The sequence below is a fragment of the Pseudomonas sp. P1_F7 genome (assembly GCF_056405655.1).
This window is the reverse complement of record NZ_JBFUBR010000010.1, coordinates 314,012-327,909: the sequence shown is the minus strand read 5'-3', so window position 1 is coordinate 327,909 and position 13,898 is coordinate 314,012. Positions and strand designations below refer to the sequence as shown.

12 protein-coding genes are annotated in these 13,898 nt (G+C 58.8%); 9 read left to right on the top strand and 3 right to left on the bottom strand.

Translation table 11 applies throughout. The annotated features are described in order from the left end of the window. Positions 1-59: 59 nt before the first annotated feature. The 6 genes from ydcS (at position 60) to AC1D1M_RS16870 (ending at position 7,399) form a co-directional block, all read left to right on the top strand. A complete protein-coding gene (ydcS, locus tag AC1D1M_RS16895; protein WP_477776523.1) occupies positions 60-1,211 on the top strand; it encodes a putative ABC transporter substrate-binding protein YdcS in 1,152 nt (383 codons plus the stop codon). A 166-nt stretch (positions 1,212-1,377) separates the two neighbouring features. Further along, positions 1,378-2,415 (top strand): ABC transporter ATP-binding protein, encoded by a 1,038-nt coding sequence (locus AC1D1M_RS16890; protein WP_477776522.1) that lies wholly within the window; start codon positions 1,378-1,380, stop codon positions 2,413-2,415. Position 2,416: 1 nt separating this feature from the next. Beyond that, positions 2,417-3,364: an ABC transporter permease gene (locus AC1D1M_RS16885; RefSeq protein ID WP_477776521.1), complete on the top strand. Its 948-nt coding sequence runs from the start codon at positions 2,417-2,419 to the stop codon at positions 3,362-3,364. Further along, entirely contained in the window at positions 3,354-4,163 is an 810-nt protein-coding gene (locus tag AC1D1M_RS16880) for an ABC transporter permease (RefSeq protein WP_477776520.1), read from the top strand. Before AC1D1M_RS16885 ends, AC1D1M_RS16880 begins: the two co-directional genes overlap by 11 nt. 97 nt (positions 4,164-4,260) lie before the next feature. Beyond that, positions 4,261-5,685: a gamma-aminobutyraldehyde dehydrogenase gene (locus tag AC1D1M_RS16875; RefSeq protein ID WP_477776519.1), complete on the top strand. Its 1,425-nt coding sequence runs from the start codon at positions 4,261-4,263 to the stop codon at positions 5,683-5,685. 229 nt (positions 5,686-5,914) lie between these two features. Next, a complete protein-coding gene (locus AC1D1M_RS16870) occupies positions 5,915-7,399 on the top strand; it encodes an APC family permease (protein ID WP_477776518.1) in 1,485 nt (494 codons plus the stop codon). A gap of 58 nt (positions 7,400-7,457) precedes the next feature. Here the strand turns inward: AC1D1M_RS16870 and AC1D1M_RS16865 are convergent, their stop codons facing one another. Together AC1D1M_RS16865 and AC1D1M_RS16860 are read right to left on the bottom strand one after the other, a co-directional pair. Further along, positions 7,458-8,084 carry an RloB family protein gene (locus AC1D1M_RS16865; protein ID WP_477776517.1) on the bottom strand — a complete coding sequence of 209 codons (627 nt, stop codon included), beginning with the start codon at positions 8,082-8,084 and terminating at the stop codon, positions 7,458-7,460. A 2-nt stretch (positions 8,085-8,086) separates the two neighbouring features. Continuing rightward, a complete protein-coding gene (locus tag AC1D1M_RS16860) occupies positions 8,087-9,337 on the bottom strand; it encodes an AAA family ATPase (protein WP_477776516.1) in 1,251 nt (416 codons plus the stop codon). 439 nt (positions 9,338-9,776) lie between these two features. Between AC1D1M_RS16860 and AC1D1M_RS16855 the strand changes: the two genes are divergently transcribed. Then, positions 9,777-10,289 carry a BRO-N domain-containing protein gene (locus tag AC1D1M_RS16855; RefSeq protein ID WP_477776515.1) on the top strand — a complete coding sequence of 171 codons (513 nt, stop codon included), beginning with the start codon at positions 9,777-9,779 and terminating at the stop codon, positions 10,287-10,289. A gap of 63 nt (positions 10,290-10,352) precedes the next feature. Here AC1D1M_RS16855 and AC1D1M_RS16850 read toward each other — a convergent pair whose 3' ends face one another. Then, on the bottom strand, positions 10,353-10,538 hold the full coding sequence (locus AC1D1M_RS16850; protein ID WP_477776514.1) for a hypothetical protein: 186 nt from the start codon (positions 10,536-10,538) through the stop codon (positions 10,353-10,355). A 416-nt stretch (positions 10,539-10,954) separates the two neighbouring features. Here AC1D1M_RS16850 and AC1D1M_RS16845 point away from each other — a divergent pair, with 416 nt between their 5' ends. Both AC1D1M_RS16845 and AC1D1M_RS16840 read left to right on the top strand, forming a co-directional pair. Next, a complete protein-coding gene (locus tag AC1D1M_RS16845; RefSeq protein WP_477776513.1) occupies positions 10,955-12,583 on the top strand; it encodes a glucan biosynthesis protein D in 1,629 nt (542 codons plus the stop codon). 277 nt (positions 12,584-12,860) lie between these two features. Continuing rightward, positions 12,861-13,775 (top strand): glutamate/aspartate ABC transporter substrate-binding protein, encoded by a 915-nt coding sequence (locus AC1D1M_RS16840; protein WP_477776512.1) that lies wholly within the window; start codon positions 12,861-12,863, stop codon positions 13,773-13,775. The last annotated feature ends 123 nt before the right edge of the window (positions 13,776-13,898 follow it).

The window sequence follows — 13,898 nt, the reverse complement described above, 5'->3', positions numbered from 1 at the left end:
GCATGCTTCACCACGTTCAAAACACTGCCCCGACCATAATTAAAGAAGAGGGAATTCCCATGTTCGCGCACAAGACCGCACTGCTCAGTGCAATCACCACCGCGCTGCTGGCCAGCGCCAGTGTTCAGGCTGCCGAGCCGCTCAAAGCTGTCGGGGCGGGCGAGGGCCAACTGGATATTGTGGCCTGGCCTGGCTACATCGAACGTGGCGAGAGCGACAAGGCCTACGACTGGGTGACCGGTTTCGAGAAGGAAACCGGCTGCAAGGTCAACGTCAAGACGGCGGCCACCTCCGATGAAATGGTCAGCCTGATGGCCAAGGGTGGTTATGACCTGGTGACGGCGTCGGGCGATGCCTCCCTGCGCCTGATCGTCGGCAAGCGTGTGCAGCCGATCAACACCGCGTTGATCCCGAACTGGAAAAACCTCGACCCGCGCCTCAAGGATGGACCGTGGTACGTGGTCAACAAGCAGACCTACGGCGCCCCCTATCAGTGGGGCCCGAACGTGTTGATGTACAACACCAACGTGTTCAAGACCGCGCCCACCAGCTGGGGCGTGCTGTTCAATGCGGAAAACCTGCCGGACGGCAAGCCGAACAAGGGCCGCGTGCAGGCCTATGACGGCCCGATCTACATCGCCGACGCGGCGCTGTACCTGAAGACCGCCAAGCCGGAACTGGGTATCCAGAACCCCTACGAACTGACTGAAGCCCAATACAAGGCCGTACTCGACCTGCTGCGCGCCCAGCAGCCGTTGATCCACCGCTACTGGCACGACACCACTGTGCAAATGAGCGACTTCAAGAACGAAGGCGTGGTCGCCTCCGGTGCGTGGCCGTATCAGGTCAACGGCCTGATGAACGAGAAGCAGCCAATCGCTTCGACCATCCCGAAAGAAGGCGCTACCGGGTGGGCCGACACCACCATGATGCACGCCGAGGCCAAACACCCGAACTGCGCCTACAAGTGGATGGACTGGTCGCTGCAACCGAAAGTCCAGGGTGACGTCGCAGCGTGGTTCGGCTCCTTGCCAGCGGTTCCGGCGGCGTGCAAGGAGAGCGAACTGCTCGGCGCCGAAGGCTGCAAGACCAACGGCTTCGACCAGTTCGACAAGATCGCCTTCTGGAAAACCCCGCAGGCTGAAGGCGGCAAATTCGTGCCGTACAGCCGCTGGACCCAGGACTACATCGCGATCATGGGCGGCCGTTAAGCCGTCTTGAGATCAAAAGATCGCAGCCTTCGGCAGCTCCTACGACCGCGAGCACCGAAGATGCGGCGTCTTCTACAAATCCTGTAGGAGCTGTCGCAGGCTGCGATCTTTTCACAGCACACTCGATTCCGTTGAAAGAAAGCGCGCCTTTTTGGAGCACCGCACCATGACGCTTGCAGTCCAGTTCACCAACGTCTCCCGTCAATTCGGCGAAGTGAAAGCCGTAGACCGGGTTTCCATCGACATCCAGGACGGCGAGTTCTTCTCCATGCTGGGGCCGTCCGGCTCAGGCAAGACCACCTGTTTGCGCCTGATCGCCGGTTTTGAACAACCGAGCGCAGGCTCCATCCGGATTCATGGCGAAGAGGCCGCCGGCCTGCCGCCGTACCAGCGCGACGTGAACACCGTGTTCCAGGATTACGCGCTGTTCCCGCACATGAACGTGCGAGACAACGTTGCCTACGGCTTGAAAGTCAAAGGCATCGGCAAGGTCGAGCGCCTCAAGCGCGCCGAGGAATCCCTGGATATGGTCGCCCTTGGCGGCTACGGCGAGCGCAAGCCGGTGCAACTCTCCGGCGGTCAGCGCCAGCGTGTGGCCCTGGCCCGCGCCTTGGTCAACCGTCCACGGGTGCTGCTGCTCGACGAACCCCTCGGCGCCCTCGACCTGAAACTACGCGAGCAAATGCAGGGCGAGCTGAAGAAGCTGCAACGCCAGCTCGGCATCACCTTCATCTTCGTCACCCACGACCAGACCGAAGCGCTGTCGATGTCCGACCGCGTGGCGGTGTTCAACAAGGGCCGCATCGAACAAGTCGATAGCCCGCGCAACCTGTACATGAAACCGGCCACCACCTTCGTCGCGGAATTCGTCGGCACCTCCAACGTGATTCGCGGCGACCTGGCCAGGCAGCTCAGTGGCAATCCGCAGCCGTTCTCGATTCGCCCGGAACACGTGCGATTCGCCGAAGGCCCGCTGGCCAGCCACGAAATCGAAGTCAGCGGTTTGCTGCATGACATCCAGTACCAAGGCAGTGCGACTCGTTATGAGCTGAAACTGGAAAACGGCCAGACCCTGAACATCAGCAAGGCCAACAATCAGTGGCTGGACACCAGCGCACAACACCAGACCGGCCAGCGCATCAGTGCACGCTGGGCGCGTGAAGCGATGATTGCGTTGCACGACACCGTTGCAGGCGGGGTGTGAGATGAGCACCCTGGCTATTTCTCAAACCTCATCAGGCGGCTCGCCGTTACGCCGGTTCTCCAACCTGTTGTATCGCCGGCCAAACCTGTACCTTTCGATGCTGCTGGTGCCACCGCTGCTGTGGTTCGGCGCGATCTACCTGGGCTCGTTGCTGGTGCTGCTGTGGCAAGGTTTCTACACCTTCGATGACTTCACCATGGCGGTCACACCCGACCTGACCCTGGCCAACTTCACCGCGCTGTTCCAGCCGTCGAACTTCGACATCATCCTGCGCACCCTGGGCATGGCGGTCGTTGTGTCGATGGCCAGCGCCGTCGTCGCGTTCCCGATTGCCTACTACATGGCGCGCTACACCACGGGCAAGACCAAGGCGTTTTTCTACATCGCCGTGATGATGCCGATGTGGGCCAGCTACATCGTCAAGGCGTACGCCTGGACGCTGCTGCTGGCCAAGGGCGGCGTGGCGCAGTGGTTCGTGCAGCACCTGGGGCTGGAACCGGTTCTGCAATTTGTGCTGGGCATTCCGGGCGTTGGCGGCAGCACCTTGTCGACCTCGCACCTGGGGCGCTTCATGGTGTTCGTCTACATCTGGCTGCCGTTCATGATCCTGCCGATCCAGGCCTCGCTGGAACGCCTGCCGCCATCGCTGCTGCAAGCCTCCGCCGACCTCGGCGCCAAGCCACGCCAGACCTTCACGCAAGTGATCCTGCCGCTGTCGATCCCGGGCATTGCCGCAGGTTCCATCTTCACCTTCTCGCTGACCCTGGGCGACTTCATCGTGCCGCAACTGGTCGGCCCGCCGGGCTACTTCGTCGGCAGCATGGTGTACGCCCAGCAAGGCGCCATCGGCAACATGCCAATGGCTGCCGCCTTCACCCTGGTGCCGATCGTGCTGATCGCCATCTACCTGTCCATCGTCAAACGACTGGGGGCCTTCGATGCACTCTGACAAAGCCTCTCTCGGCCTGCGCATTGCCGCATGGGGCGGGTTAGTGTTCCTGCACTTCCCGATCCTGATCATCTTCCTGTACGCCTTCAACACCGAAGACGCGGCGTTCAGCTTTCCGCCCAAGGGCTTCACCCTGAAGTGGCTCAGCGTGGCGTTCTCACGGCCGGACGTGCTCGAAGCCATCAAACTGTCGTTGCAGATCGCCTCGATTGCCACCCTGATCGCCATGGTCCTCGGCACGCTGGCATCTGCCGCGTTGTACCGCCGGGACTTCTTCGGCAAGCAAGGCATCTCGCTGATGCTGATCCTGCCGATTGCCTTGCCAGGGATCATTACCGGGATCGCGTTGCTGGCGACCTTCAAGACACTGGGCATCGAACCGGGGATGTTCACCATCATCGTCGGCCACGCGACCTTCTGTGTGGTGATCGTCTACAACAACGTCATCGCCCGCTTGCGTCGTACCTCCCACAGCCTGATCGAAGCCTCGATGGACCTCGGTGCCGACGGCTGGCAGACCTTCCGCTACATCATCCTGCCGAACCTCGGCTCGGCGCTGCTGGCCGGCGGCATGTTGGCGTTTGCCCTGTCGTTCGACGAAATCATCGTCACCACCTTCACCGCCGGCCATGAACGCACCTTGCCATTGTGGCTGCTCAACCAACTCAGCCGCCCACGGGACGTGCCGGTAACCAACGTCGTGGCGATGCTGGTGATGCTGGTGACCATGCTGCCGATCCTCGGCGCCTATTACCTGACCCGTGGCGGTGAGAGCGTTGCGGGCAGTGGTGGCAAGTAACTGACAACCTCATTACCCCTGTAGGAGCTGCCGAAGGCTGCTCCTACAGGGTCCGGTTTCCACAGAGAAAAATAATTGCTTCGAAGAGGACAATGCCATGCAAACCAAACTCTTGATCAACGGCCAACTGCTCGACGGCGAAGGCCCCGCCCAACCGGTGTTCAACCCGGCGCTGGGGCGTGTGCTGGTGGAGATCAACGAAGCCAGCGAGGCCCAGGTCGATGCCGCCGTGCGCGCCGCCGACGCCGCATTCGAAAGTTGGTCGCACACCCCGCCGAAAGCGCGTTCGCTGCTGCTGCTCAAACTCGCCGATGCCATCGAAGCCCACGGCGAAGAGCTGGCCAAACTGGAGTCGGACAACTGCGGCAAGCCTTACAGCGCTGCGCTGAACGACGAGATTCCGGCGATTGCGGACGTGTTCCGCTTCTTCGCCGGCGCCAGCCGCTGCATGAGCGGTTCGGCCGGTGGCGAGTACCTGCCGGGCCACACCTCGATGATCCGCCGCGACCCGGTGGGCGTGATCGCTTCCATCGCGCCGTGGAACTACCCGCTGATGATGGTCGCCTGGAAAATCGCCCCGGCCCTCGCTGCCGGTAATACGGTGGTGCTCAAGCCGTCGGAACAAACCCCGCTGACCGCCCTGCGTCTGGCCGAACTGGCGTCGGACATCTTCCCGGCCGGTGTGCTCAACCTGGTGTTCGGTCGTGGTCCTACCGTCGGCAGCCCGCTGGTCACTCACCCGAAAGTGCGCATGGTGTCGCTGACTGGGTCGATTGCCACCGGCTCGAACATCATTTCCAGCACCGCCGATAGCGTCAAACGCATGCACATGGAGCTGGGCGGCAAGGCCCCGGTGATCATCTTCGACGACGCTGACATCGACGCCGCCGTCGAAGGCATCCGCACCTTCGGTTTCTACAACGCCGGCCAGGACTGCACCGCGGCCTGCCGCATCTATGCCCAGGCAGGCATCTACGACAAGTTCGTCGAGAAACTCGGCGCTGCGGTCAGCAGCATCAAGTACGGCTTGCAGGATGATCCATCGACCGAGCTCGGCCCGCTGATCACCGCGCAGCACCGCGACCGCGTGACCGGTTTCGTCGAGCGCGCCATCGCCCAGCCACACATTCGTTTGATCACTGGCGGCAAGGCGGTTGAGGGCGATGGTTTCTTCTTCGAACCAACCGTGTTGGCCGATGCACAACAGGATGACGAAATCGTACGTCGCGAAGTGTTCGGGCCAGTGGTGTCGGTGACCAAATTCACCGATGAAGCACAGGTGCTGGGCTGGGCCAACGATTCGGAGTACGGCCTCGCCTCTTCCGTGTGGACCGCCGACGTCGGCCGCGCCCATCGCCTGTCGGCCCGCTTGCAGTACGGCTGCACCTGGGTCAACACGCACTTCATGCTGGTCAGCGAAATGCCTCACGGCGGTCAGAAATTGTCCGGCTATGGCAAGGACATGTCCATGTACGGGCTCGAGGACTACACCGTTGTGCGGCATGTGATGTTCAAGCATTAACCGCGAAAAGATCGCAGCCTGCGGCAGCTCCTACAAAGAGCGCCGTACACCCTGTAGGAGCTGCCGCAGACTGCGATCTTTTCAGCAGACACACGGATGATGTCAGCGATTTACACCAAGGATTCACCGCAACTCAAAAAAACAATAACCACCGATCCTGGCGGTGCCTTCAAGGCCCCGTCACGGTTTCGGACATCCGAAATCTGCCGATTTTCCGGAGCAATCACACATGAGTGCATCACCCGATCTCTCTGCAGCCCTTGCCGACAGCGATGCCGAGCAACTACGCAAGCTGGGCTACACCTCCAACTTCAATCGCAGCATGAGCCTGTGGGAAAACTTCGCCCTGGGCTTCACTTACCTGTCCCCGGTGGTCGGGGTGTATACCCTGTTCGGCCTGTGCCTGGCCGCGGGCGGGCCACCGATGTTCTGGGCCTACTTGCTGGTCGGTTGCGGCCAGTTGCTGGTATGCCTGATCTTCGGTGAAGTGGTTTCGCAGTTCCCGATTTCCGGCGGCGTGTACCCGTGGGCTCGTCGCCTGGTGGGCAAGCGTTGGGCGTGGATGGTCGGCTGGATCTACTCCATCGCCCTGTGCGTGACTATCGCGGCGGTTGCCGTGGGTGCCGGTCCGTACCTCGCCGCCATGATGGGCTTTGAACCGAGCAACAACACCAACATCATCATCGCCCTGTTCCTGACGCTGTTCGCCACCCTGGTCAACCTCAGCGGCACAAAAGTGCTGGCGCGGATCGCCATGTTCGGCTTCCTCTGCGAGCTGGTGGGCGCGGTGATCGTCGGCGTTTACCTGCTGATTTTCGAGCGTCATCAGCCGATCAGCGTGTTGTTCAACACCTTCGATATCAGCGTCGACGGCTCGTACCTGCCGGCCTTCCTCACCGCTTCGCTGGCGGGGATGTTCCTGTACTACGGCTTCGAGGCTTGCGGCGACGTGGCCGAAGAAACCCCGAACCCGAGCAAGAAAATCCCGGTGGCCATGCGCATGACCATCTACATCGGCGGCATCGCGGCGATGTTCGCGTGCCTGGCGCTGATCCTGGCCGTGCCAGACATGCAAGCGGTGATCAACGGCACCGACAAGGACCCGGTCACCACCATCCTCAACAACGCCTTCGGCCCGGTCGGTTCGAAAGTGGTGATGGGCGTGGTGATGATTTCCTTCATCTCCTGCGTGATTAGCCTACAAGCGGCGGCCAGTCGTCTGCTGTATTCCTACGCCCGTGATGAAATGGTCATCGGCAGCCGACTGCTGAAGAAGATTTCCCCTACGACTCAGGTTCCAGTTGCCGCACTGTTCGTGTCCGGTGTCCTGCCGGCGCTGATCATCATCCTCGGCTTCTTCCTGCAAGACGCCGTCGCCACCATCGTCAGCTTTGCGGCAATCGGCATCTACCTGGCGTTCCAGATGATCGTGCTCGCGGCCCTGTACGCCCGCCTGAAGGGCTGGAAACCGAGCGGCAAATTCACCCTCGGCGCCTGGGGTTGGGCGGTGAACATCGGCGCGCTGGTCTATGGTGTCGGCGCCATCATCAACATGGCCTGGCCACGCACCCCGGATGCCGCGTGGTACATCAACTACGCGATGGTCCTGAGCACTGCCATCGTGATTGGCCTGGGCTTGCTCTACATGTGGATCGCCAAGCCGTATGACCACGGCACCGCCCCGGCGGGCGATGCCTGGAAAGTCAGCCGGTAAAGTATTTGGCCTTCGAACAAACACCCTGCCCGTCGCGATGAGGGCAGGATTCACGGCGCTAGATTGGCTGGGGTTTAGAGAGGTTTTCGAATTCATCAATCAGTAAATGGATTTCGGTACTGGGATTCGGTTCGCCGCTGATGGCGACGTCTTCGAGGATCTTCGGTGCCAGGGTTCGTGCTGTTTGGAAGCGTTCTCCCAGCAGTTGGGCAAAGTAACTGATGTCTTTGCCCTTCTCGTATTTCTCCATGCTGGGTTTTTCTCGCAGACTCTTGCTAACCAAATCGCCCGGGGAGCGTTTGCCGACAGCTCTGAAGGGCTTTCGGTTAAAACCGAAGTGCAGCAGAAGCCAAAACTCAAAGCAGGGATACGATGCAATGACTTTGATCTTTGGATGGGGCTGCGCAACATTCAATGCCCGCTGGAAGCAAAGGTGTGTATCGCGATCCAAAACACAAAAAACTTTGTCGAAGCGTTTCTGCCGGATGATTGCTCGCTCAACAATGCCACTCGGATGCGTGACACCGCAGTGAGCAATTTCCACCTGAGCCTTGGCCCGAAAATAAAATGCAGCCTCTTCCAGATATCGCTTTCCTGACTTGCTGTCCTCGCACAGCACCAACACTTTTGGCTGAGGCTTGTACAGTGAAGTCTTGCGATCAAATGACTTACCTGAGTTCGCCATGCTTATCCCTGCCTTATCAGCGGTAATCCGCGATAGCGGCCTTCAAAGTAGCGTTTCTCGACATCCTCACTCTCTCGCCCCTCAAAATCGTGAATGGAAAACAAACATGTGGCGCCGTTGACATCACGTTCGGTAATCCAGAACTGATCCCGCCGCAGGATCTTTTCATTCATTAAATGGGTGTCGTGCGTTGTAAAAATCAGCTGGGTATCGAGGCCACTGTCCAGATGCTTGCCGATCAAGTCAGCGACGATGTCTGGATGAAGACTGCTGTTGAGCTCATCGACACAAAGCACCCCGCTACCCCCTGCCTGATTCATCATGAACCAGGGCAACCAAAAACCAATCAGGTTCTTTGTACCGCACGATTCTTCTGAAAAATCAAACTCCGCAGCACCTAAATGACTGGAGTGTGTGAGGGTCACTTTGTTCTTTTGAACCGCCGCGCAGATCTCCTTCAGGGTAGGTTCTTTATTGTTCTGAACGGCATCGAACTCGTCTGAATTGAGCTCAATGATAGAGACCGGAATGTCCAATGCCTTGAGAAAGTCCCGAAGATCGTTCGTTTGGCTCGATACCATCTGAAGAAATCGGATCGACGCCGTCGACAGCTCCATCATGCTGTTCTGCTCGACCACGAGAAGTCCGGTTTGGAACCAGCTGAACGGCATTCGCAACTGAGTCATTTCTTCATTGCTGTTCTTCACGGCCTGCGCGAGAAAAAGCATTTTTGGGCTGGTCAGACGCCGCCATGCGCCGTGCACTTCTTTCCCGCCCTCCAGCGTTTTCCCGAAAACATAACGCTCCCCTTCGGCTTCGAATTGGCGGTCATACAGGAGCGTTTCTTTCCCTCTCGGATAAGAGAGCAACTGCTCTTTGACAATCCGCTGCCCAGTTAACCCCAGCACAAACCGATAGCGCAGCCCTCCTTGAATGAAGTTGTATTCAAATACGCTGGGCGCAGCCTTCAACGCGCGATCAAAACGAAAAGGCGAAACTGATAGCAATTCGTCACTGGGATTGGATTCCGTTGCGAGCAAACGCCCGACGATCCCCATCGCGCGGACCAATGAAGACTTGCCGGAAGCGTTTGGGCCGTAAATCGCAGCCACCTTCAACAGATCGGGGAGCTTTTCTGCGCAGGGCGGTTTGATTGTGTTACGCATTTTGCTCAGGCGCGGAGCCGCCGCCATGGACAAGGTTTGCCTGTCCCGGAAAGAGCGGTAATTGGTAACCGAGAATTCGATCAGCATGGAGAAAACCTGCAGTTCGTTTGCTGGATTCGAATACATAAAGGAAAAAACGCGCTTCAGGTGCTGCTTCTCTGCAGTCAATGCAAAAACAGAAAATTCCTACAGGCGCAGCCTTCCTGAAAAACGCTCGATTCCTACAACACGCGTCGCCAGAGTAGACTTGGCGCCGCGAGCGCCTGATCGATAGGCTTCATCCCGTCGCTGCCAAATCAGCGGCCCGGAGTCGAAGCCGGAACATATCAACATGGCGCATCCGCGCCCCCATATGAGCTGGGGCATTTTTTTGCCTTTCAGTTTCGCGTTATGGCGGGCCGTGTGGCGCGGGCCTCTCGGCTTCCATGTTGATCGAGAATGTTCCGACTTCGAACGCCCCACGGTCCGCCACCCAAATCTTTCGAAGGATTAGTGGCGGCTCCTTTCTTCAACATGGAGTCGAGAAATGCACAAGCACACATCAAATCCGTCTGAAACTCATTCCTGCTTCATCCCCACCGTTTTCACCCGCCACAACCGCTTCCTCCATGCCTTTATGCAAGACAACCAAGCCTCGTTCTGCGTTCAGGACCTTGGGCGCATGATGGGCAAACCCCTGAATGAACGGCTCACCCTGAAACTCGACCCCGACCAACGTCGCAGCGTCTGGCTGCGCAAGGACGGCAAAACGGTCGAAACCCTGATGGTCAGCGAATCTGGCATGTACGCGTTGCTGGTTCACCACTTCGTCCCGGAAAACCGCAACCTGCGCCAGTGGTTGAGCAACGAAGTCATACCCTCGCTACGTGATGCGAAATCAGAGCCTGTGGAAAACCTGCCAAGCCTGAGCTCCTTGAATTGGGCCGGAGTTTCGGTGCCCTTGCTGCATTACCAATATCACGCCTGGATCAAATGGCGAGACATGCCTGAGCTGATGCAGGTACAGCGCCCCTTCCCAATCGCGGGCACTTGCCGTTGAAGGGATAAATCGAGCTGATAAAAAAGGGACAGACTTCACAGTCCGTCCCTTTGGTTTGCCTCATTAAAACCTCGAAATACTCCTCATCGCGTCCACCAGATACCTCATCGCTATCCGGTCGCTCTCCGACAGTTCCCGATAACGTTCCACCAGTTTCATTTCCTCGTTATTGAGCCGGCGCCTGCGTCGCCCGGTGGCCAGGCACGGAAAGATTCCCAACAATTCGGTGATGTTCTGTACTTTCGACATGGACGATGTCCTTCTAAACGTCAAAGAAAACTGCAAGAAACCGCATCGCCCTCCCCCTTTTCAGCAGCCGCATCGTGCCGACTGGACCGCACCGGTCTTTCGGGCATAGACCGGTCATGTGCACAGAATAGAAATATTCCGGGCGCTGAAAAGCGGTTTTTAGAGTAATTAGTCGAAAAAAGCAGAAATGCCCTGTAAATCAGAAACCCCTGTCGGAATTGTTTCCCGACATGTCTTGTTTCATTGCCGGGCCGGCGCAATGCCATCAATCAATTTTGCTCTGCAATCGAACGGTTTAAGCTATCGGGCATCTGTTTAAAAGTCCGTTGCGTTTGGCCGAAGGCATGTCCGAACCGATATTTTTGATCCAGCACGCGCCAGGAACGGCGCGGGATTGTTCACGACAGGTTGTATTTATGCACCGCAGGAACTTGCTCAAAGCCTCCATGGCCATCGCGGCCTACACCGGCTTGTCCGCCACGGGGCTGTTGGCCGCCCAGACCTGGGCTGCCAGCGGCGGCACCGCTGATGGCGAGGCCACCGCGTTCGATTTCGAGGCGCTGAAACTCCAGGCCAAACAGCTCGCCAGCAATCGCTACCAGGACACCAAGCAACAGTTGCCGCCGACCCTGGCGACCATGACGCCGCAGAACTTCAATGCGATCCGCTACGACGGCAATCATTCGTTGTGGAAAGAGCTCAAGGGCCAGCTGGACGTGCAGTTCTTCCACGTCGGCATGGGGTTCAAGCAGCCGGTGCGCATGTACAGCGTCGATCCGAAAACCCACATGGCCCGCGAGGTGCACTTCCGCCCATCGCTGTTCAACTATGAAAACACCACGGTCGACACGACCCAGCTCAAGGGCGACCTGGGTTTCTCCGGCTTCAAGTTGTTCAAGGCCCCGGAACTGGACAAACACGACGTCGTGTCCTTCCTCGGCGCCAGTTACTTCCGTGCGGTGGACGCCACCGGCCAGTACGGCTTGTCGGCCCGCGGGCTGGCCATCGATACCTACGCCAAAAAGCGTGAAGAATTCCCCGACTTCACCAAGTTCTGGTTCGAGACGCCGGACAAGGACAGCACCCGCTTCGTGGTCTACGCCCTGCTCGACTCGCCGAGCGCCACCGGTGCCTACCGCTTCGACATCGACTGCCAGGCCGAGCGCGTGGTGATGGAGATCGATGCCCACGTCAACGCACGCACCGCCATCGACCAACTGGGCATCGCACCGATGACCAGCATGTTCAGTTGCGGCACCCACGAACGTCGGATGTGCGACACCATTCACCCGCAAATCCACGACTCCGATCGCCTGGCCATGTGGCGCGGCAATGGCGAGTGGATCTGCCGCCCGCTGAATAACCCGGCGACCCTGCAATTCAATGCCTTCGCCGACAAGGACCCGAAAGGCTTCGGCCTGGTGCAGACCGACCACGAGTTCGCCAGCTATCAGGACACCGTCGACTGGTACAGCCGCCGCCCGAGCCTTTGGGTCGAACCGACCACCCCATGGGGCGAAGGCTCGGTTGATCTGTTGGAAATCCCGACCACCGGCGAAACCATGGACAACATCGTCGCCTTCTGGACCCCGAAGAAACCGGTGGCCGCCGGCGATTCGCTGAACTACGGCTACAAGCTCTACTGGAGCGCACTGCCACCGCTCGGCACCCCACTGGCGCGGGTAAATGCCACCCGTTCCGGGATGGGCGGCTTCACCGAAGGCTGGGCGCCAGGCGAGCATTACCCGCCAGTCTGGGCCCGTCGTTTCGCCGTGGACTTCACCGGCGGCGGCCTGGACCGCCTGCCTGAAGGCGCGGGCATCGAGCCGGTGGTCACTTGCTCGAACGGCGAGGTCAAGGACTTCAGCGTTCTCAAGCTGGATGACATCAAGGGCTACCGCATCCTGTTTGACTGGTACCCGACCAATGACAGCGTGGAGCCTGTGGAGCTGCGTCTGTTCATCCGCACCAATGACCGCACGCTGAGTGAAACCTGGTTGTATCAGTACTTCCCGCCAGCTCCCGACAAGCGCAAATACACCTGACACCCGGGTAGCACCCAGCTACCATTCGGTTTTCCGAACGCGACTTGCGGGTCGGTTCGGTTAACCGGATCATTCAGCCTAAATATTCGCACCATAAATATTTAATTTCCTTATAAATCAATAATATGACCTATTCGCACTGGTCTGGCACGAGTCATGCTCTACACTTCTTCGACGAATGTCCTTTGCGCCCACTCATCGTAGCGCTCAGGTGTTTTGCAGCACAAAAGGGCCGATGAACTGGCTCCATAAAAAAAACAATGTCGAGGAAAATTTGATGCGCATCGTTCCCCATATCCTGGGCGCAGCCATTGCTGCCGCTCTGATCAGCACGCCAGTTTTCGCCGCCGAACTCACCGGCACCCTGAAGAAGATCAAAGAGTCCGGCGTCATCACCCTCGGGCATCGTGACGCCTCCATTCCGTTCTCCTACATCGCGGACGCTTCCGGCAAACCGGTCGGCTACTCCCACGACATCCAGCTGAAAGTCGTCGAAGCGCTGAAAAAAGACCTCGACATGCCGAACCTCCAGGTCAAGTACAACCTGGTGACTTCGCAAACCCGTATCCCGCTGGTGCAGAACGGCACCGTGGACCTCGAGTGCGGTTCCACCACCAACAACGTCGAGCGTCAGCAGCAAGTTGACTTCTCCGTTGGCATCTTCGAAATCGGTACTCGCCTGCTGTCCAAGGCAGACTCCAAGTACAAAGACTTCCCTGACCTGGCCGGCAAGAACGTCGTGACCACCGCCGGCACCACGTCCGAGCGCATCCTCAAGGCGATGAATGCCGACAAGCAGATGGGCATGAACGTTATCTCGGCCAAAGACCACGGCGAATCCTTCCAGATGCTGGAAACCGGCCGTGCCGTGGCTTTCATGATGGACGACGCCCTGCTGGCAGGTGAAGCAGCCAAGGCCAAGAAGGCCAGTGACTGGGCCGTGACCGGTACTCCACAGTCCTACGAAATCTACGGCTGCATGGTGCGCAAAGGCGACGAGCCGTTCAAAAAGGCTGTGGATGACGCCATCAAGGCCACCTACGCATCGGGCGAGATCAACAAGATCTACGAAAAATGGTTCATGCAGCCGATCCCGCCAAAAGGCCTGAACCTGAACTTCCCGATGAGCGACGAGCTCAAGGCCCTGATCGCCAAACCGACTGATAAAGCGGCTGACGACAAGAAATCCTGATTTCTGACTAACCTTATCTCCTGACAGGGCGCATGCCCTTTCAGGAGGTTGTCACTCCCTGCTGGCATTTCTGGAAACACTCGAACCGGTGGCTGTCGAGCCGGTAGCGTGTGCCTGATCGTA